This is a genomic window from Paracoccus xiamenensis, assembly GCF_011308835.1.
Lineage (GTDB): Bacteria > Pseudomonadota > Alphaproteobacteria > Rhodobacterales > Rhodobacteraceae > Paracoccus > Paracoccus xiamenensis.
In genome coordinates this window covers 935,829-954,952 of the sequence record NZ_JAAOHY010000001.1, presented here as the reverse complement: position 1 = coordinate 954,952, position 19,124 = coordinate 935,829, and the positions used below count along the sequence as shown (strand labels likewise).

Sequence of the window (19,124 nt, the reverse complement as noted above, 5' to 3'; positions counted from 1 at the left end):
GGAAATTTGCGCCTTTCACCCCCCGATCCGCGAGGTTATACCCGGCGCAACGGATCAGGAGGGACCTATGACCGCGATCATCGACATTTATGCCCGTGAAATCCTCGACAGCCGGGGCAATCCGACCGTCGAGGTCGACGTGACCCTGGAAGACGGCACCATGGGCCGCGCGGCGGTGCCCTCGGGCGCGTCCACCGGTGCGCATGAAGCCGTGGAAAAGCGTGACGGCGACAAGTCGCGTTATCTGGGCAAGGGCGTGCTGGACGCCGTGGACAACGTCAATGGCGAACTGGCCGAGGCTCTGATCGGCGAAGATGCGACCGATCAGCGGACCATCGACGCGCTGATGATCGAACTGGACGGCACCCCCAACAAGGCCCGCCTTGGCGCCAATGCCATTCTGGGCGTGTCGCTGGCGGTGGCGAAGGCTGCGGCGGATGCCTCGGCGCTGCCGCTGTACCGCTATGTCGGCGGCGCCTCGGCGCATATCCTGCCAGTGCCGATGATGAACATCATCAATGGCGGCGAACATGCCGACAATCCGATCGACATTCAGGAATTCATGATCATGCCGGTCAGCGCGGAAAACATCCGCGAGGCCGTACGCATGGGGTCGGAAGTCTTCCATACGCTGAAGAAAGAACTGTCTGCGGCTGGCCTGTCGACCGGCATTGGCGATGAGGGCGGCTTTGCGCCGAACCTGTCCAGCACCCGCGACGCGCTGGATTTCATCCTGAAGGCGGTCGAGAAGGCCGGCTATAAGCCCGGTGACGACATCATGCTGGCGCTGGATTGCGCATCGACCGAGTATTTCAAGAACGGCAAGTACGAAATGGTCGGCGAAGGCAAGTCGTTGAGCTCGGCCGAGAATGTCGATTATCTGGCGGCGCTCTGTGCCGATTACCCGATCCTGTCGATCGAGGACGGCTGCGCAGAGGATGACTGGGAAGGCTGGAAGCTGCTGACCGACAAGCTGGGCAAATCGGTGCAGCTGGTCGGCGACGACCTGTTTGTGACCAACCCTGTCCGTCTGGCCGAGGGGATCAAGAAGGGCTGCGGCAACTCGCTGCTGGTGAAGGTCAACCAGATCGGCACGCTGTCGGAAACGCTGGACGCCGTCGCCATGGCCACCCGCGCCGGCTATACATCGGTCATGTCCCACCGCTCGGGCGAAACCGAGGACGCCACCATCGCCGATCTGGCGGTCGCCACCAATTGCGGCCAGATCAAGACCGGCTCGCTGGCGCGGTCGGACCGGCTGGCGAAATACAACCAGCTTATCCGCATCGAGGAAATGCTGGGCGACGCGGCGGTTTACGCAGGAAAGTCGATCCTGCGCTGATCATCCATCAGGTCAAATAAGATGGGGGGCGCCCAAAGCGCCCCCCATTTTTTGTTCCAAAGACGGCCTTGCGTCATTCACAAAGGCCGGTCAGCAGCGCTTCAAGGCCTTTGCGATCTGAACCTTGTCATTCGCCTCGATCGCCCTGGTTTCTTCAATCCCGCCAAAAATCGCCTGGGTCTGCCCATAGGTCTGCGCCTCTGCGCCACCCAGTGCCGCGGTCAGCCCGCCCGTCAGTGATTTTGAGCGCGCCGCACCAAGTTCGCCGTCAAGCCGGCCTTCGTGATAGGCCAGCTCGCGGCAGCTCATGCGGTTGTAATCCCGCTGTTCCGGTCCGTCCGATGCGCACCCGGAAAGCAGTGTCAGCCCCGCAACAAGCGTTATTCCTACCTTCAAACCTATCTCCTTGTTTTCCTGCTAGATTCGGATTGGGCGGTCCTGCTAGCGGAAGCGGCAAGGCGATGACACCGTTATCGGATAACAACTCGTTGAATGGGCTTTTTGTCGCAGTTTCAGCCTGCCTCGGCCAGCCGGGCGACGTATCGAGCCAGCGTATCAATTTCGAGGTTCACCTTGTCGCCGACGCGCGCCCCGCCCCAGGTCGTCACCTCCTGCGTATGCGGGATCAGGTTGATGCCAAAGCGGTTGCCGCTGACTTCGTTCACCGTCAGCGAGGTGCCATTCAGCGCCACCGAGCCCTTGGGCGCGATGAAGCGTGCCAGTTCCGGCGGGGCCTCGAAGGTCAGGCGCAGGCTGTCGCCTTCGTCATGCATCTCGACCAGTTCAGCCACGCCGTCGACATGGCCCGAGACGATATGCCCGCCCAGCTCGTCGCCGACCTTCAGCGCCCGCTCCAGGTTGATGCGGACGCCCGGAGCCCAGCCGTGATGGCCGATATTGGTCTTGGAAATTGTCTCGGCCGAGATGTCGACGTCGAACCAGTCCGGCCCCTTGCCGACCACCGTCAGACAGACCCCGTTACACGCGATGGACGCGCCCATATCCACGCCCGCCATGTCATAGGAATTCTGAATGCGCGCGCGCAGATCGCCGCGCTGCTGGGTCTCGGTGACGGTGCCGATATCGGTAATGATCCCGGTGAACATGATCTCTCCTCAGATTTGGGTCTTGGGTAGCGAAGCCGACCCGGCCGGGCAAGGCAGAAGGGACACAGGACGCGCCCCATTGCCGCCCATTTCACAAGCCGGCTTTCCAAGCCCGCGCGAAGCTGCAACATAGTGCCCGTTCAACAGCCCTGGTCTTCGCTACTTCCATGCCGCGCCTTTCCCCATCCCCGAATATGTCTCAGGATCCGACGACGCAGGCGCCTGACATCCCGGTAGATGGGCGTGTTTTCCTGATGTTGCAAGGGCCGCATGGCCCGTTCTTCAGCAGGCTTGGCAGGCTGCTGCAGGCGACGGGGGCGCAGGTCTGGCGGGTGGCCTTCAATGCCGGTGATGCCTTTTTCTGGTCCGACCCCGACCGGTTGATTTTGCATCGCGACCCGCCCGAGGACTGGCCCGCCCATCTCGACCGCATCATCGCCGAGAAAGGCGTCACCGATATCGTGCTTTACGGCGATGTTCGCCCCGTCCACGCGGCCGCCCGCGCGGCCGCGAAGGCAAACGGTCTGACGCTGCATGTCTTTGAAGAAGGGTATCTGCGCCCCTTCTGGGTCACCTACGAGCGTGGCGGCTCGAACGGGCATTCGCGCTTGATGGCGATCACCCTGGACGAGATGCGCGCGGCTCTGCGCGGCCCGCAGCCCGACCTGCCTCGCCCGCCTGCCAACTGGGGCGACATGCGCCAGCACAAGTTTTACGGTGCGCTCTATCACTTTCTGATCCTCACCGCGAATGGCCGCTTTCCCGGTTATCGGACCCATCGCGCCATCTCGGTTTTGCAGGAGTTCCGGCTGAACTTGCGCCGCCTGCTGTTGAGCCCGGCGATTATGGTCGATCACTTCCTGCGCACCCGGCAGATCCGGCGCAGCGGCCATCCGTTCACGCTGGTGCTGATGCAGCTGGAACATGACGCCAGTTTCCGCGCGCATTCCGAATACGACGCCATGGCCGACTTCACCGCCGAGGTGCTGGAGGCTTTCGCTGCCAACGCCCCGCGCCATCATCATCTGGTCTTCAAGGGCCATCCGCTGGATGACGGCCGCTCGCAGCAGCGCCATGACATTATGGTCAAGGCCGAAGAACTGGGCATTCGCGACCGTGTCCACCACGTCCCCGGCGGCAAGCTGGCGCTGCTGCTGGGACAGGCGCGATCAGTGGTGACGGTGAACTCGACCTCGGCCCAGCAGGCGCTTTGGCGCGGTTTGCCGGTCAAGGCGATGGGTCGGGCTGTGTTCGATAAGCAACAGCTTGTTTCGGACCAGAGCCTGCCGGACTTCTTCGTTCACCCGCAGCGTCCCGATCCGCGCAGCTATAGGTTGTATCGCGACTATCTGCTTGAAACCAGCCAGATACCCGGGGGGTTTTATGCTGCCCGCGCCCGTGCGCCCGCTCTGCGACTGGTTGTCGATATGATGCTGGCCCCGCCCGACCCCTATGACGCGCTTGCCGAAGGGCGGGCAGAAACCCGCCAGCAACGGGGATCGGATTCACGCTAAATAACATCAACATATAGATAATCACGCCGCCTCGCGCTAACGTGTCCGCGAGGGACGCCCGACTCGGCGTGAAGCAGGAGATAAGAACTTGACCGCCACAGAAGTGTTCAACGCACCGGCGCGATCCATGCGTTTGCCTTTGATTGCCGCCTTGATCGCCGTGACCGCATTGGGGGCCTGCGGATTGCCCCGATCCGGCCCCAGCAAGAAAGAAATTCTGTCGGGGGCAGTGGAAAATGGCGGTGACGCGCATGTGATCTTCGTCAACAACCACGTCAACCGCACCGCCAACTTCACCCCGGCCTATGGCTTCTCGAATGAGTTCCTGAATGCCGGTACCGTCGGCGCCGATGAAATCCGGCCCGGCGATACGCTGGGGCTGATGATCTGGGAAAACGTCGATGACGGCCTTCTGGTGGGCCTCGGGCAAAGCTCGACCCAGTTGCAGCAGCTGCAGGTTGACAGTCAGGGCTATATCTTCGTGCCCTATGCCGGCCGGATCCGCGCCGCCGGCAGTTCGCCCGACCAGCTGCGCGAAGCGATCACCCAGCGACTGGAAAGCCAAACCCCCGACCCGCAGGTCTCTGTCACGCGGGTGGCTGGCGACGGCGCGACCGTGTCGGTCATGGGCAAGGTCTTCGGCCAGGGCGTCTACCCGATCGAACGCCCGACCCGGACGCTGTCGTCGATGCTGGCGAAATCGGGCGGCGTGAATGTCGAGCCCGAGGTCGCTGTGATCACCGTCAAGCGCGGCCGCGAAACCGGCAAGGTCTGGCTGTCCGACCTGTATTTCAACCCCGCCTATGACATCGCGCTGCGCCCCGGCGACGTGATCCTGGTCGAGGAAGATCAGCGCAGCTTCACCGCGCTCGGCGCAATTGGCGGTCAGACCAAGGTGCCGCTGGGCAACGAACAGATCAGCGCGATCGAGGGGATTGCGATGGTTGGCGGTCTGGCCACGGTCACCGCAGACCCGACCGGCGTTTTCGTGCTGCGCGATGAACCGGCGCAGGTTGCCTCGGCCGTACTCGGCCAACCGGTTTCGGGTACCCAGCGTATGGTCTATGTTCTGGACCTGACCCGACCGAACGGGCTGTTCCTGGCCCGCGACTTCATGATCCGCGACGGCGATACCGTTTACGTCACCGAGGCGCCTTATGTTCAGTGGCAGAAGCTGCTGGGCGCGATCACCGGCGGCGCGAATTCGGTCCGAACGCTGGAAACGCTTGGCAATTGATCGGGGATCTTCGCAATACAGCCGCCGGGGTTCAGCCTCGGCGGCTGTTCTCATATAATGGTGGCCTGCTTCGTGGTCGGGTGCGACGGATCCTCGATCTGGCCGGTTGGGGGCCGCGTCTGGGGCTGGCCGGCAGGGATGATCTGATCGGCATCTGGGGTGCCGCCGGCACCGCATGGCGGGGGCACGCCGTTGCCGCGCGGACCGGCGCGGGCCTGGTCCATGTCGAGGACGCCTTCCTGCGTTCGATCCTACCCGGACGGGCGCGAGGGGCGTTGGCGCGGCGCGGGCCCATCGGGCTGATCGTCGACCCTCTGGGACTGCATTTCGACCCAGGTCGCCCCTCGCTGATCGAAACCCTGATTGCCAGCGGCGCAACCGCCCCGTTCCATGCACAGGCTCGCGGCAGCATCGCCCGGCTGATCGCGGCCGACCTGTCGAAATACAATGCCCACCTGCCCGATGCCGCCCCGCCAGAGCATGGCTATGTTCTGGTGATCGACCAGACTGCGGGCGATGCGGCGCTAATGGGGGCGGACCGTGGTGTCTTTTTGCGCATGATCGCCGCCGCACGTGCCGAAAACCCCGGCCAACGGATCATCATCCGCAGCCACCCAGAGACCGCCCAGGGCCTGCGCCCCGGCCATTTCACCCGCGCCGACCTGCGACCGGGCGAAGGCTTCTGCGACACCCCCGTCTCTCCCTGGGCGCTGCTTGCCGGCGCGCGGGCGGTCTATGCCGTCAGTTCCCAACTGGGATACGAGGCGATGCTGGCGGGGCACCGGCCGCGCCTGTTTGGACAGCCATTTTATGCGGGCTGGGGCCTCAGCACCGACGAGACCGCGACCCCACACCGCCAACCGGCGCCGATCGAGGCACTGTTTGCCGCCAGCCACCTGATCGCGCCGATCTGGTATGATCCCTGCCGGGACGCCCTGACCGATTTCGACGGCGCACTGGATCAACTGGAGGCCGAGGTCCGCGCCTTCAGGCAGGATCACGCCGGCCATCTGGCCTATGGGATGCGGCTGTGGAAACGACCCCATATTGCGCGCGCTTTCGGCGTGGCGGGCATCAGGTTCACCCGAAAACCAACCTCCCAGGTCACACTCGCCTGGGCCAATCGCGCCGCCGAACTGCCCTCGCCGCATGTCCTGCGGGTCGAGGACGGCTTCCTGCGCTCCCGCGGGTTGGGCGCGGCACTGGTGCCGCCGCTGTCGCTGGTCGCGGACGATCTTGGCATCTATTACGACCCGACCCGGCCCTCGCGGCTGGAGGCGCTGATCGCTGCACCCCTGCCCCCCGGTGGTGCCGAGCGCGCGGCCCGGTTGCGTGCGGCACTGATCGCGGCCGGTCTCAGCAAGTATAATCTGGGCGGCGGCGGCGATCTTCCACCCCGCGATGCGCGGCCGCGCATCCTTGTGCCGGGCCAGGTCGAAGATGACGCCTCGATCCGCCTTGGCGCCGGCGCCGAAAAGACGAATCTCGCCCTGCTGGCGCGTGTACGTGCCGAAAATCCGGGTGCTTTCCTGATCTACAAACCGCATCCCGATGTCGAGGCCGGCCTGCGTCCCGGCCGGATCCCGCCCGAGGATCTGGCGCGTCTGGCCGATCATACGGCCCCCAACGCCGACCCGGTGGCGCTGTTGAACCAGATCGATGCGGTGTGGACCATCACCTCGACCCTCGGGTTCGAGGCGCTTCTGCGCGGTATTCCCGTCACCACGCTGGGGGTTCCATTCTATGCAGGATGGGGGCTGACCCGTGATCTCGGGACGGTGCCGGTGCGGCGGCAGGCGCGCCCCGACCTAGACGCGCTGACCCATGCGGTCCTGATTTCCTATCCGCGCTATTGCGATCCGGTCAGTGGCCTTCCCTGCCCGCCCGAGCTGGCGCTGGAGCGGCTGTCGGGCCCCACCACCCAACGCAGCATGCGATTGCGGTTACTGGCCAAGGCGCAGGGCGCGCTAGCGGGCCATGCCTGGATCTGGCGCCGCTAGGACGCCAAGCGGGTCCAGTGCTGGCACAGGTCAGGGCCCAGCCGGAAGCTGCCTTGCAGTTCAAAACGCGGGGCAGCGGCCAGTTTCGTCAACCCGAGCGGGCCGATGGCGGGGCGCGCGTCGGCACCAAGAACCAATCCGGCGCTGTAAAAGACCAGCTCGTCCACCAGATCATCGGCTAGTAGCTGCGCGGCCAACATGCCGCCACCTTCGCAAAAAATGCGGGTCAGGCCCTGTTCGGCCAGCCCCGACAGCGCCGCGCGCAGGTCGCCGGACACCTGCCAAAGCGGGCCGTGATTTGCATCCTCTTCTGCCAGGCCCTGTACCGGTCGGTCTGAAACCACGATTCGCACCGGCTGCCGCACCGGACCAAAGCCGCGCACATTCAGCGACGGACGATCTGCCCGCGCGGTGCCGCCCCCGACCATGATCGCGTCATGCTGAAGCCGCAGCAGATGGACATGCCGGCGCGCCGCCTCTCCGGTGATCCACTGGCTTTCGCCGCTGGCGGTGGCGATGCGACCGTCCAGACTGGCGGCGAGTTTCAGCGTCACCATCGGCAGGCCTTCTGCGACGCGTTTCAGAAAACCGCGTTGCAGGGCGGCGGCCTCGGCGGTGCGGACGCCTTCGACGACCTCGATCCCGGCGGCGCGCAGCTTCGCATGCCCCTGTCCGGCCGTGCGCGCATCTGGATCGGTCAGCGCGGTTACGACGCGCGCGACACCCGCCGCGATCAGCGCGTCAGAACAGGGCCCGGCACGGCCCTTATGGGCGCAGGGCTCCAGCGTGGCATAGGCGGTGGCGCCGCGCGCATCCGCGCCGGCCTGATCCAGCGCCATGCGTTCGGCATGGGGCCGCCCGCCCGGCTGGGTCCAGCCACGCCCGACGACGCGACCGTCCTGAACCAGGACGCAACCCACCGCCGGATTCGGCCATGTATTTCCCAAGCCCCGCCGTGCCAGGCGAAGGGCATGGTCCATGTGTTGCAGATCTGGTGTCACTCTTCGGTCGGGGGGCGCAGTTCCGACACGAATTTATCGAAATCGCCCGCATCCTGGAAGTTCTTGTAAACGCTGGCAAAGCGGACATAGGCGACATTGTCGATCCGGGCCAGCGTCTCCATCACGATCTCGCCGATGATCTTCGACGAGATATCAGTCTCGCCCATGCTTTCCAATCGCCGCACGATGCCGGAAATCAACTGGTCGATGCGGTCGGCTTCGACCGGGCGCTTCTGCATGGCGATACGGATCGACCGGGCCATCTTGTCGCGGTCGAAATCCTCGCGCCGGCCATTGGACTTGACCACCACAAGATCACGCAACTGCACGCGTTCATAGGTGGTGAAGCGTCCGCCGCAGGCGGGACAAAAACGTCGGCGTCGGATGGCGACATTATCCTCGGCAGGACGCGAGTCCTTGACCTGAGTATCCACATTTCCGCAAAACGGGCAGCGCATCCTGTGTCCCTTATCTCGTCCTCAAGGCAGAGTTATCCACAAGCTGCGCGGAAATCGCAACAGAGATTGTGGAATAAGCACAGGTTAACACCAGATGCGGGTCAGGTCGACAGGAATGCCAGCGCCACCTCACGCCGATGGGCATGGGTGCGGTGCTCGACCAGGTAGATGCCCTGCCAGCGGCCCAGCAACATCCGCCCGGCGCGCACAGGCACTTGCAACGAACTGGGCAGAACCGAGGCCTTGATATGCGCAGGCATGTCATCGGGGCCTTCCAGCCGGTGGGTAATCCAGCTCATGTCCGGGGAATCCGCCGGCGGGGCCAGCCGGTCCAGCCATGCCAGAAGATCGGTCCGCACATCGGGATCGGCATTTTCCTGAATCAGAAGACTGGCCGAGGTGTGCCGGATCAACAGCGTCAGAACGCCGTCGCCGCAGCCCGCCAGAACCCCCGAAACCGCATTGGTAATTTCGTAAAATCCAACGCCCTGCGTCTCTATCTGCAATAGATCGATCATGCGTTGCGATCATCCGGCGCGGGCAAAGCGTCGGCCTTGTCATGGTCGAGGGCCAGCTTCTTCGTGGTTCGCGCACCCAATTCACGCAGCATTTCGACCTGACGGATGACGTTGCCCTGACCGCGCGACAGCCGGTCGACGGCAGTGCGATGCGCCTGCCCAGCCTTGTTCAGCGCCGCGCCGACATCATCCAGCGCGTCCACAAAACCTACAACCTTATCATAGAGTTGACCGGCGCGCTTCGCAATTTCCAAGGCGTTGGATTCGCGGCGTTCTACCGTCCAGATGTGTTCAACCGTGCGCAGGGTCAGCATCAGCGTGGTCGGCGTGGTCAGCCCAACGCGGCGATCCATGGCAAAGCTAGCGAGGCCGGGATCGACGCGCAGCGCTTCGGAAAACGCCCCTTCGATAGGAATGAACATCAGCACGTAATCGACCGCGCCGTCATCAAGCTGGTCATAACCCTTGGCAGACAACGCGGTGACATGGGCGCGCACGGATTCAACATGGCGCTTTAGTGCCGCCGTCCGGTCCGCGTCGGTTTCGGCGTTCACCGCCGCCTCATAGGCATTCAGCGAGACCTTGCTGTCAACGACCAGCAACTTTTTCTGCGGCATCCGCACGATCACATCGGGGCGCCAGACATTACCGTCCTCATCCGTCCAGCTTGATTGGATATCATAATGAAGACCGCGCTCCAGCCCGGATTCTTCAAGGATCCGTTCAAGGATCATCTCGCCCCAAGCACCCTGTTTCTGCTTGTCGCCCTTCAGCGCGCGGGTCAGTGCGCTGGCTTCATTGCCGATATTGGCGATCTGTTCGCGCAGCCGTGCGCCTTCCTCGTCGAGAATGCGGTTACGGTCGCGCAGCTCGCGCTGGAAGTGCTGCACCTGTTCGCGAAACGGGTTCAGCAGAGCATTCAGCTGCTCGCCATGGGTCTTCTGCATATCGGCGCCCTGCACGCGCAGGGTTTCATTGGCCATCAGGCGGAAATGCCCGGTCATTTCCTCGCGCAATTCGCGCAACTGCTTTAGATCATGGGCCGCACGTTCCCGGTCTTTTTCGGCAGAAAGTCGCGTCTCTGCCAGATCGGTTTCCAGCCGAGCCAGCGCCTGCCGGGCGTTGTAGAGCGCGTCGTTCAGATCGTCCCGCTCCTCGGTCAGTTCTGCAACTCGCGCAACACGATCTTCCAGTCGTGTCTCGGCCTGGCTGGCGCGAAGCGCATGATTTCGCGCGACCTCGGCTTCGGCATCATAACGCTGCCTCATATCGGCAAGCGAACTGGTTTCGCGTTCAAGCGCTTCTGTCCGCTGGTTCAGATCGCGGTCAAGACGCGCAGCCCAGTCCTGCGAAGCTGCAAGTGCCCGGCGTGCGCGAAGGAACATGACGGTCAGCCCGGCGATCAATGCCGCACCGAGCGCCACAACCCAGCCCATCAGCTGCGGATCACCCAACCAGTTCTGAAAATTCTCGCCCATCGCCGGCCCCGTTTCGGCACAATTTCGTTGTTCTTGTTTTGTGCTAACGGATCGACGGGTTCACTGCAACAGTCCTGCCGGACTCAGGCTGCACGCAAAAGCAGGAACTGCTGCAGAGACTGACCAAAGCCGCGCAAATCATGTGATGGCGCACCCTGTTCAGTCAGCCACTCGAACAGGGGGGCTTGCCGGCCGCTTGAAAAGCCCATCGTCCAGTTCGGGAACTTGCGGACATCGATACCACCTTCGCTATAGACGGTGATGTCACGATGGCGAGGATCGTTCATGATGCTTTCGACGACTAGACGGATTTCCTCCTCTGGTCCTTCCAGCCATTGGATGAACACCCCGTCTTCCGCATGAAGGAAACCTGTCAGTCCAGCCTCACTGTTTCTTGTGCGGGCAACACGAAGAATTTCCTCGCAATCCTTGTCGAAAACTTCAGTGTTACCGCTGCTGCGATAGAGGATGTGCTTGAGGGGCATGCTGTTTCCTTTCAGGCCGTCCGCAATTGGGCCAGCATTTCCCCAATCAATGCAAGAAGTTGTTTCACAAACTAGGAAACGTTAACTCGTTTCTACTGGTCCAGGAAGCTGCGCAGCTTGCGCGACCGCGAGGGGTGCTTCAGCTTGCGAAGCGCCTTGGCCTCGATCTGGCGGATGCGTTCGCGGGTGACGCTGAACTGCTGGCCGACCTCTTCCAGGGTATGGTCGGTGTTCATGCCGATGCCGAAACGCATGCGTAGAACACGTTCCTCGCGCGGGGTCAGGCTGGCCAGAACGCGGGTCGTGGTTTCCTTGAGGTTTTCCTGAATGGCGCTGTCCAGCGGCAGGACGGCGTTCTTGTCCTCGATGAAATCGCCAAGCTGGCTGTCTTCCTCGTCCCCGATCGGGGTTTCAAGGCTGATCGGCTCTTTGGCGATCTTCATCACCTTGCGGACCTTTTCCAGCGGCATCTGCAGCTTTTCGGCCAGTTCTTCCGGCGTCGGCTCGCGGCCGATTTCATGCAGCATCTGGCGACCGGTACGGACCAGCTTGTTGATCGTCTCGATCATGTGGACCGGGATGCGGATGGTACGCGCCTGATCCGCGATGGACCGCGTGATCGCCTGACGGATCCACCATGTAGCATAAGTGCTGAACTTGTAGCCACGGCGGTATTCGAACTTGTCCACGGCCTTCATCAGGCCGATATTACCTTCTTGAATGAGATCAAGGAATTGCAGGCCACGGTTCGTGTATTTCTTGGCGATGGAGATAACCAGACGCAGGTTCGCCTCGACCATTTCCTTCTTGGCCTGACGCGCCTCTTTCTCGCCGCGCTGCACCTGGTTCACGATGCGGCGGAATTCTTCGATATCAACGCCAACATATTGGCCGACCTCGGCCATGTCGTTGCGCAGCTGTTCGACCTTGTCGAGGCTGCGTTCAAACAGCGCCTGCCAGCCGCGGCCCTTGTTGGCCGACATGCGATCGACCCAAGCCGGGTCAAGTTCGGCGCCACGGTAGGCGTCGATGAATTCGCGCCGGTTGATGCGCGCGGCATCCGCCAGCTTCACCATGCCGCTGTCGATGGTCACGATGCGGCGGTTGATGCCGTAAAGCTGATCGACAAGCGCCTCGATGCGGTTGTTGTGCAGGTGAAGCGAGTTCACCAGCACGACGATTTCGCCGCGCAGTTTCTGATAGGCGATCTCATCAGAGACCGAGAAGCTGCCATCCTCGTTCAGGGTCGCGGACATCCGCTGATCCTGCATGTCGGCAAGGTTTTCATAGTCGCGGGCAATGGCTTCCAGCGTCTCCAGCACCTGCGGCTTAAGGCTGGCTTCCATCGCCGCCAGCGACAGGTTGGCGCCTTCGTCTTCCTCGTCATCGTCCGACTGCAGCGGGTTGCCGTCGGCGTCGGTTTCCTGCTCGCGTTCGGTCCGTGCGGCGGGGGTGGCGCTTTCGGTCAGGTCTTCCTCGCCCTCTTCGTCCATGGACTGACCGAAGGTGGTTTCAAGGTCGATCACGTCGCGCAGCAGGATGTCTTCGTCGAGAAGTTCCTGCCGCCACATGGTGATGGCCTTGAAGGTCAGCGGGCTTTCGCACAGGCCCGCAATCATGGTGTTGCGACCGGCTTCGATACGCTTGGCGATGGCGATCTCGCCTTCGCGAGAAAGCAGCTCGACCGAGCCCATCTCGCGCAGATACATGCGCACCGGGTCGTCAGTGCGGTCCAGCTTCTCGGTTTCGGTGGTGGCAACGGCCACCTCGCGCGAACCCGAGCCGGTGACGGCCACTTCGCCGCCTTCGCCGTCCTCGCCCTCTTCCTCGTTCTCGACGACCTGAATGCCCATTTCGGACAGCATCGACATCACGTCCTCGATCTGGTCGGAACTGACCTGTTCGGGGGGCAAGACCGCGTTCAGCTGGTCATAGGTGATGAAGCCACGCTCGCGCGCCTCGGCGATCATTTTCTTGACCGCCGTCTGGCTGATATCGAGCGAGTGGTCGTTATCCTGGCTGTCGTCGCGGGAAGTGTCGTCGTCCTTGGCGGCCATGGGCGTCCTGTCAGCGTAGTGATTCGATTTGACCCGAATCAGATGGGGATCGGCACCGTTGTAGACAAGATGCGCGCGGGGTTCAAAGGCCGGGCGATTCGCATTTTCGCGAATCAGGTCCGAATCACCCGCGCCTGTCGCGCTTGGTGTCGAAATAGGAAGCAAGACGCGCCGAAAGCGCGCTGCGGTCTTCGTTCATATCCGAGGTATCTTCGATCTCGGGACTTTCGGCGCGGTGCCGGGCACGGGCCGATTCGCTCATCCTCCAGGTCAGGCCCTCATCGACGAGGCCCTGAATTTCTGCTTCGGCCCGGGCCAGTTCCGCCATGGCGGCGCGGCGGGCCTCGATCTTGTCGAGAATATTGGCAAGCACCACGGCGGCCTTGTCGGGGTTGTCGGGTTGGCGGATCAGCGGCGAGGCCCTGACGTAGGCATCCTCCATGATCCGCGCAAGGGCTGCACGGCCAGCCACGCTGTCGGAACCTGCCAGCAGGTCGTGGCACAGCGCCGCGCGGTCTTCGTCGGTCGGGGCCAACAGCTCCATCCGCGATTCGACCCGGTGGGCGAGACCCGGATAAGCGGCACAAAGCGCCAGCACCATGGATTCCATCGTCACGTCGCCCGCGTCCTGTTGCCCCAGCGGCGTTGCCATTGTCTGCGCGCGGGCAGGCTCTGGCAGGCCCCGCCGGCCTCGCTGGTCGCGGGTTTCGCGGGGACCGGGCGTCAGCCGCCCTGCCCCGCGCCGGCCGCCGAAAAGTTCGTATCGGCGGTCCTTCAGCGCGGCGGCATAGTGGTTTCGCGTGGCCTCGTCGGGAATCACGGCGATGGCTTTGCGCAGGCTGGCATCCAGCGCCGCGCGCCGTTCGGGGCTGTCGAAATCGCGCCCCTCGGTTTCGCGCTGCCACAGCAGATCGACCAGCGGGCGCGCGCTGTCCAGAACCGCCTGCATGGCACCTGCCCCCTGCGCGCGGATCAGGTCGTCGGGGTCCTGCCCCGCCGGCAGCACCGCAAAGCGCAGCGCCTGCCCCGGCCCGGTCATTGGCAGCGCCAGATCAATCAGCCGCAGCGCCGCGCGCTGCCCGGCGGCATCACCGTCCAGCATGATGACCGGCTCAGGCGAGATCCGCCACATCAGCCGCAGCTGATCCTCGGTAATGGCGGTGCCAAGGGGGGCCACCGCGCCCTCGAACCCCGCGACCACCAGCGCGATCACGTCCATATAGCCCTCGGCCACGATCAGCGGCGCACCCTTGGCGACGGCGGAGCGGGCGGGGGCGACGTTGTAAAGGTTGCGGCCCTTGTCGAACAAAGGCGTTTCCGGGCTGTTGAGGTATTTGGCCCGTGCATTCGGGTCCATCGCCCGGCCGCCGAAGGCGATGGCGCGGCCGCGCGCGTCGCGGATGGGGAAGATGATCCGGCCCCGGAAGCGGTCGAAAGGGGCGCCGCCATCGTCGGGCTTGGCGGCAAGCCCGGCATCGACGATCACCTCGGGCGGCATGCCTTTTTCGCGCAGCGTGTGGAACAAGCCCTGCCGCGCATCGGGGGCAAAGCCCAACTCGAACCGGTCGATGACCGCCTGATCCAGCCCGCGCCGGGTCAGGTATTCCCGCGCCGCCGTCCCCTGCCCGGTCGACAGCTGCATCCGGTAATGACGGGTCGCGGCCTCCATCGCCTCGACCAGGACGCTGCGACGGTCGGCGCGCTGACGCTCGCCCGGGTCGCGTTCGGGCATGGGCAGCCCGGCCTCCGAGGCCAGCACCCTGACGGCCTCGATGAAATCCAAGCCCTCGGCTTCGCGCAGGAAGGTCAGCGCGTCGCCCTTGGCGTGGCAGCCGAAGCAGTAATAGAAGCCCTTTTGATCATCGACATGAAAGGACGCGGTTTTTTCGCCGTGAAACGGGCACGGCGACCACCAGTCGCCCTTGGCCTGATTGGACCGGCGCAAATCCCATGTGACCTTTCGCCCGACGATCCGGCTGACCGGGACGCGGGCGCGCAATTCGTCCAGAAAGGCGGGTGAGATCGACATTATCGCTATATCGGGCTTCGTGGGGTCTTGGGCAAGTGCGGCGGTGTCAGCGTTCCACGGCACCGACCGCGCCGCGAACCAGCCCACGATAGTAGTGATGCAACTGCCCGCGGTCCAGACGTCCGCCATCGCGATACCAGTTCGTCACCGAGGTCAGCATCCCGATCAATGCCATCCGCGTCAGCCGGGTGTCGTCGATCCGCATCTGCCCCTCAACCACGCCCGCATCCAGTATCTGCTGCAACGCCCGTTCATATCGCCGCCGAAGATCGGTGATAAGTGCCAGATTGTCCGGGCTGAGATTGCGGAGCTCCATGTAAGACAGGAAAACCCCGTCGGGATGATCGAGGCTCATGTCGATGTGGAAATCCACGAACCGATCCAGCTGCGCCAGCGGCGGCTGGTCAGGATCGTCCCGCCAGGCCGTCAGGATCATCTCCATATGATCGCGCAGCAGATCGGTCAGCAGCGCCTGCTTGTCCGCCGTATAGGCGTAAAGGGTGCCGACCTGCACGCCGACCTCGGCCGCGATCTGCCGCATCGAGACCGCTGCATAGCCATGCCGCGCGAAAAGGCGCAGCGCGGCATCGCGGATCAGCGGCCCGGTCACCTCGGCACGGGAACCCTGCGTCCGGGCCATGGCGGGCTTACTTCAACGGGGGCGAGCCACGCTCGCCCGAGGTGCCGAACAGGTCGAAAAACTCGGCCGGTGCACGGGCGCGCAACTCATCAGCCAGATCGCGGCCCATATCCGCACCGTCTGACGCCAGCCCCTCACGGCGGCCCGCGAACACGGCCGAGCCGTCGGGCATGATGATCTCGCCCCGCAGGGTCAGGATATCGCCGCGTAATTCGGCCAGCCCGGCGATGGGGGTCTGGCAGGACCCGTCAAGCCGGGCCAGAAAGGCGCGTTCGGCATTGATGCGCAACGTGGTGTCGGCGTCATTGATCGCCGCCAGCAAGGGGCCGGTGCGGGCATCGTCGCGGCGGCGTTCGATGCCGATGGCGCCCTGGGCCACGGCGGGCAGCATCTCGTCGGTGGAGATCTCGCTGCGGACCACGTCCAACCGCCCCAGCCGGGTTAGCCCGGCCATGGCAAGGAATGTCGCCTGCGCCACCCCGTCCGCCAGTTTCTGCATCCGTGTCTGGACGTTGCCGCGAAACTCGACCAGCACCAGATCGGGCCGGCAATGCGCCAATTGTGCGCGTCGGCGCAGGCTGGAGCTGCCAACCACCGCCCCCTGCGGCAGATCCGCAATCGTGGCGAAATCCGGGCTGACGAAGGCATCGCGCACGTCCTGCCGGGGCAGATAGCAATCAATCACCAGCCCGTCGGGTTGCAGGACCGGCATGTCCTTCATCGAATGCACCGCAATGTCGATGTCGCCGTCCAGCAGCGCGTCCTCGATCTCGCGGGTGAACAGGCCCTTGCCGCCGATTTCCTTCAGCGGTCTGTCCAGAATGCGGTCGCCGGTGGTCTTGATAACCACGACCTCGAACGCGTCCTCGGGCAGGCCATGGGCCAGCATCAGCCGGTCGCGCGTCTCGTAAGCCTGCGCCAGCGCCAGAGGCGAGCCGCGCGTGCCGATTTTCAGGGTGCTCTCAGGGGTCGGCCATTGTGTCATGCGGAAGGCATAGCGACGCTGCGAAGACTTGACAATGGGCAGGCCCCTGCGGTGAAAGGCCGCGAAGGAGACCGCGATGACCAAGACGATCCTGCGCGCCCTGGCGGGCGAGACCCTGCCCACCCCCCCGATCTGGATGATGCGTCAGGCCGGGCGTTATCTGCCCGAATACCGCGCCACGCGGGCGCAGGCGGGTGACTTCCTGTCGCTGTGCTACACCCCCGATCTGGCGGCCGAGGTGACCTTGCAGCCGATCCGCCGTTACGGCTTCGACGCGGCCATCCTGTTCGCCGATATTCTGCTTGTTCCGCAGGCACTTGGCGCCGATTTGTGGTTTGTCACCGGCGAAGGCCCGCGGCTGTCGACGATCACCGATGCGGCGGGTGTGGCCGCCCTGAAGCCCGTCGATGCGATCCACGAGACGCTGTCGCCAGTCTATGAAACCCTGCGGATCCTGTCGCGCGAACTACCGCGCGAGACGACGCTGATCGGTTTTGCCGGTGCGCCCTGGACCGTCGCCACCTATATGGTCGCCGGTCGTGGCACCAAGGACCAAGGCCCGGCCCATGCGATGAAAGCCGCTGATCGCGCGGCATTTTCGGCGCTGATCGACCGGATCACCGATGCCACCATCGAATATCTCTCGGCCCAGATCGACGCCGGGGCCGAGGTCGTAAAACTGTTCGACAGCTGGGCGGGCAGCCTGAAGGGGCAGGATTTCGACGATTTCGCCCTGGCCCCCGCCACCCGCATCATCGCGGCCCTGAAGGCCCGCCATCCGGGCATCCCCGTCATCGCCTTCCCGCGCGAGGCCGGCCCCCGCTATGAAGGTTTCGCCCGCGCGACCGGAGCGGATGCGGTGGCCATCGACAATTCCGTTGACGCGGCATGGGCAGCGGCCCATGTGCAGCGGGACGGCTGCGTTCAGGGCAATCTCGACCCGCGGCATATGGTCACGGGCGGGGCCGAGTTGGTGTCGGAAACGCGCCGCATCGTCGAGGCCTTCCGCGGTGGTCCGCATATCTTCAATCTCGGCCACGGGATCACGCCGGACGCGGATCCCGACCACGTCGCCCTGATGATCGAGACCGTTCGCAAGGGCTAGCCATGTGGATCCTCGCCACCCTGATCGCGGCGGCGGCCCAGACCGGCCGCAATGCCGCGCAGGCGGGACTGACAGGCCAGATCGGCACCATCGGCGCGACCGCCGTTCGCTTCATCTTCGGCCTGCCCTTCGCCGCGCTGTTCCTGGCAGTGCTGGCGTGGCAGACGCCCCTGCCGGCGGTGGGGGCGCGAACCCTTGCCTGGGCCGCGCTTGGCGGCAGCGCCCAGATCGCCGCAACCGCCTTCATGCTGGTGACCATGCGCGGCCAGAGCTTTGGCGTGGCCACCGCATTGATGAAGACCGAGCCGGTGACCCTTGCCATCTTCGGGGCGCTGCTTCTGGCAGAGCCGCTCGGCCTGCCACGGCTGGCTGCAATCTCGCTTGCGGTCTTGGGCGTGGTGCTGATGTCGGGCGCCGATTGGCGGCGCGCCCGCACAGCAACAGTTGCGACGGGAATCGTGGCGGGGGCGTTGTTCGGATTGTCAGCTGTCGGCTTTCGCGGCGCGATCCTGGCCTTGCCCGAGGGCAGCGCGCTGCTGCGTGCCGCGGTGGTGCTGGTAATTTCATTGGCGATGCAATCGGTGGCGATGGTTCTGTGGCTGGCCCTGCGCGAGCCGCATACGCTGGGGGCCATCGCCCGCAGCTGGCGGGTCTCGCTGCTTGCGGGTGCGCTTGGCGCCTTTGCGTCGCTGTTCTGGTTCATCGGCTTCGCGCTGACTGCGGCCGCCAATGTGCGCACATTGGCGCTGATCGAGGTGCTCTTCGCACAGTTCCTGTCCGCGCGCCTGTTTCGCGAAGGCGTCCAGCCACGCCAACTGCTGGGCATGGGGTTGATCGTGGCGGGTGTGGCGCTGCTGATCCGGGTGGCGTAAATATCCGTTCGAAAACCGCCATTTTCCGCTTGTGACCCCCCCGCTTGCGCTGCTAAACGCGTCGACGGAGACGTGGCCGAGTGGTCGAAGGCACACCCCTGCTAAGGGTGCATACCGGGAACGGTATCGAGGGTTCGAATCCCTTCGTCTCCGCCACCTTTCCTTGGTTTTTCTGGCGAATTCCACGGGCGCGGAATTTGCGTGCTGTGTACGCTACAGTCCTGCACCAGAACTGAAAAGATCCGCAGACAAACGCCCGGACACAGGAAAAGCCCCGCCTGAGCGGGGCTGATGGTC

At 64.2% G+C, this 19,124-nt stretch carries 17 protein-coding genes and 1 tRNA gene; 7 read left to right on the top strand and 11 right to left on the bottom strand.

Features of this window, described 5'->3' with window-relative positions; all coding sequences use genetic code 11:
- The first annotated feature begins 67 nt into the window (after positions 1-67).
- Complete coding sequence (gene eno, locus G7044_RS04680) at positions 68-1,342, top strand: phosphopyruvate hydratase (protein WP_166326478.1); 1,275 nt, start codon at positions 68-70, stop codon at positions 1,340-1,342.
- 90 nt (positions 1,343-1,432) lie between these two features.
- On the opposite strand, the gene G7044_RS04675 is transcribed toward eno, so the two are convergent.
- Positions 1,433-1,651 (bottom strand): hypothetical protein, encoded by a 219-nt coding sequence (locus G7044_RS04675; RefSeq protein ID WP_166326476.1) that lies wholly within the window; start codon positions 1,649-1,651, stop codon positions 1,433-1,435.
- 203 nt (positions 1,652-1,854) lie between these two features.
- Positions 1,855-2,448, bottom strand: coding sequence for a riboflavin synthase (locus G7044_RS04670; protein WP_166326474.1), 594 nt, complete (start codon positions 2,446-2,448; stop codon positions 1,855-1,857).
- 254 nt (positions 2,449-2,702) lie between these two features.
- Here G7044_RS04670 and G7044_RS04665 point away from each other — a divergent pair, with 254 nt between their 5' ends.
- The 3 genes from G7044_RS04665 to G7044_RS04655 all read left to right on the top strand — a co-directional run bounded on the left by G7044_RS04665 (position 2,703) and on the right by G7044_RS04655 (position 7,199).
- Positions 2,703-3,962 carry a capsule biosynthesis protein gene (locus G7044_RS04665; protein ID WP_328803805.1) on the top strand — a complete coding sequence of 420 codons (1,260 nt, stop codon included), beginning with the start codon at positions 2,703-2,705 and terminating at the stop codon, positions 3,960-3,962.
- 127 nt (positions 3,963-4,089) lie between these two features.
- On the top strand, positions 4,090-5,199 hold the full coding sequence (locus tag G7044_RS04660; RefSeq protein WP_207630203.1) for a polysaccharide biosynthesis/export family protein: 1,110 nt from the start codon (positions 4,090-4,092) through the stop codon (positions 5,197-5,199).
- An 80-nt stretch (positions 5,200-5,279) separates the two neighbouring features.
- Positions 5,280-7,199 (top strand): capsular polysaccharide biosynthesis protein, encoded by a 1,920-nt coding sequence (locus tag G7044_RS04655; protein WP_166326470.1) that lies wholly within the window; start codon positions 5,280-5,282, stop codon positions 7,197-7,199.
- Here G7044_RS04655 and ribD read toward each other — a convergent pair.
- From ribD to hemC, 9 genes are all read right to left on the bottom strand, one after another.
- Complete coding sequence (ribD, locus tag G7044_RS04650; RefSeq protein ID WP_166326468.1) at positions 7,196-8,179, bottom strand: bifunctional diaminohydroxyphosphoribosylaminopyrimidine deaminase/5-amino-6-(5-phosphoribosylamino)uracil reductase RibD; 984 nt, start codon at positions 8,177-8,179, stop codon at positions 7,196-7,198. The two genes, G7044_RS04655 and ribD, sit on opposite strands and share 4 nt — an antisense overlap.
- Before the next feature lie 17 nt (positions 8,180-8,196).
- Positions 8,197-8,658, bottom strand: a complete 462-nt coding sequence (gene nrdR / locus G7044_RS04645) for a transcriptional regulator NrdR (RefSeq protein WP_166326466.1) — start codon at positions 8,656-8,658, stop codon at positions 8,197-8,199.
- Positions 8,659-8,759: 101 nt separating this feature from the next.
- Positions 8,760-9,176 carry a secondary thiamine-phosphate synthase enzyme YjbQ gene (locus tag G7044_RS04640; RefSeq protein ID WP_166326464.1) on the bottom strand — a complete coding sequence of 139 codons (417 nt, stop codon included), beginning with the start codon at positions 9,174-9,176 and terminating at the stop codon, positions 8,760-8,762.
- Positions 9,173-10,654 (bottom strand): DNA recombination protein RmuC, encoded by a 1,482-nt coding sequence (gene rmuC, locus G7044_RS04635; RefSeq protein WP_235931129.1) that lies wholly within the window; start codon positions 10,652-10,654, stop codon positions 9,173-9,175. Before rmuC ends, G7044_RS04640 begins: the two co-directional genes overlap by 4 nt.
- An 83-nt stretch (positions 10,655-10,737) precedes the next feature.
- Positions 10,738-11,139: a BLUF domain-containing protein gene (locus G7044_RS04630; RefSeq protein WP_166326462.1), complete on the bottom strand. Its 402-nt coding sequence runs from the start codon at positions 11,137-11,139 to the stop codon at positions 10,738-10,740.
- Positions 11,140-11,231: 92 nt separating this feature from the next.
- Positions 11,232-13,196 (bottom strand): RNA polymerase sigma factor RpoD, encoded by a 1,965-nt coding sequence (rpoD, locus tag G7044_RS04625; protein ID WP_166326460.1) that lies wholly within the window; start codon positions 13,194-13,196, stop codon positions 11,232-11,234.
- A gap of 124 nt (positions 13,197-13,320) precedes the next feature.
- The gene (gene dnaG / locus G7044_RS04620) at positions 13,321-15,225 is read right to left on the bottom strand and encodes a DNA primase (protein WP_166327371.1); all 1,905 of its coding nucleotides are present in this window, start codon (positions 15,223-15,225) and stop codon (positions 13,321-13,323) included.
- A gap of 46 nt (positions 15,226-15,271) precedes the next feature.
- On the bottom strand, positions 15,272-15,865 hold the full coding sequence (locus G7044_RS04615) for a TetR/AcrR family transcriptional regulator (RefSeq protein WP_166326458.1): 594 nt from the start codon (positions 15,863-15,865) through the stop codon (positions 15,272-15,274).
- 7 nt (positions 15,866-15,872) lie between these two features.
- Positions 15,873-16,850: a hydroxymethylbilane synthase gene (gene hemC / locus G7044_RS04610; RefSeq protein WP_166326456.1), complete on the bottom strand. Its 978-nt coding sequence runs from the start codon at positions 16,848-16,850 to the stop codon at positions 15,873-15,875.
- Between the two features lie 76 nt (positions 16,851-16,926).
- Here hemC and hemE point away from each other — a divergent pair, with 76 nt between their 5' ends.
- From hemE to G7044_RS04595, 3 genes are all read left to right on the top strand, one after another.
- Positions 16,927-17,955, top strand: coding sequence for a uroporphyrinogen decarboxylase (gene hemE / locus G7044_RS04605; protein ID WP_166326454.1), 1,029 nt, complete (start codon positions 16,927-16,929; stop codon positions 17,953-17,955).
- 2 nt (positions 17,956-17,957) lie between these two features.
- A complete protein-coding gene (locus G7044_RS04600) occupies positions 17,958-18,827 on the top strand; it encodes a DMT family transporter (protein ID WP_166326452.1) in 870 nt (289 codons plus the stop codon).
- A 66-nt stretch (positions 18,828-18,893) separates the two neighbouring features.
- A tRNA-Ser gene (locus G7044_RS04595) sits at positions 18,894-18,983 on the top strand.
- Positions 18,984-19,124: the final 141 nt, after the last annotated feature.

Bases quoted from the DNA above. Each gene is read 5' to 3' on its own strand.
- eno (WP_166326478.1), top strand. From the start codon at position 68: ATGACCGCGATCATCGACATTTATGCCCGTGAAATCCTCGACAGCCGG.
- G7044_RS04675 (WP_166326476.1), bottom strand. From the start codon at position 1,651: ATGAGCTGCCGCGAGCTGGCCTATCACGAAGGCCGGCTTGACGGCGAA.
- G7044_RS04670 (WP_166326474.1), bottom strand. From the start codon at position 2,448: ATGTTCACCGGGATCATTACCGATATCGGCACCGTCACCGAGACCCAG.
- G7044_RS04665 (WP_328803805.1), top strand. From the start codon at position 2,703: ATGTTGCAAGGGCCGCATGGCCCGTTCTTCAGCAGGCTTGGCAGGCTG.
- G7044_RS04660 (WP_207630203.1), top strand. From the start codon at position 4,090: ATGCGTTTGCCTTTGATTGCCGCCTTGATCGCCGTGACCGCATTGGGG.
- ribD (WP_166326468.1), bottom strand. From the start codon at position 8,179: ATGGACCATGCCCTTCGCCTGGCACGGCGGGGCTTGGGAAATACATGG.
- nrdR (WP_166326466.1), bottom strand. From the start codon at position 8,658: ATGCGCTGCCCGTTTTGCGGAAATGTGGATACTCAGGTCAAGGACTCG.
- G7044_RS04640 (WP_166326464.1), bottom strand. From the start codon at position 9,176: ATGATCGATCTATTGCAGATAGAGACGCAGGGCGTTGGATTTTACGAA.
- rmuC (WP_235931129.1), bottom strand. From the start codon at position 10,654: ATGGGCGAGAATTTTCAGAACTGGTTGGGTGATCCGCAGCTGATGGGC.
- G7044_RS04630 (WP_166326462.1), bottom strand. From the start codon at position 11,139: ATGCCCCTCAAGCACATCCTCTATCGCAGCAGCGGTAACACTGAAGTT.
- rpoD (WP_166326460.1), bottom strand. From the start codon at position 13,196: ATGGCCGCCAAGGACGACGACACTTCCCGCGACGACAGCCAGGATAAC.
- dnaG (WP_166327371.1), bottom strand. From the start codon at position 15,225: ATGTCGATCTCACCCGCCTTTCTGGACGAATTGCGCGCCCGCGTCCCG.
- G7044_RS04615 (WP_166326458.1), bottom strand. From the start codon at position 15,865: ATGGCCCGGACGCAGGGTTCCCGTGCCGAGGTGACCGGGCCGCTGATC.
- hemC (WP_166326456.1), bottom strand. From the start codon at position 16,850: ATGACACAATGGCCGACCCCTGAGAGCACCCTGAAAATCGGCACGCGC.
- hemE (WP_166326454.1), top strand. From the start codon at position 16,927: ATGACCAAGACGATCCTGCGCGCCCTGGCGGGCGAGACCCTGCCCACC.
- G7044_RS04600 (WP_166326452.1), top strand. From the start codon at position 17,958: ATGTGGATCCTCGCCACCCTGATCGCGGCGGCGGCCCAGACCGGCCGC.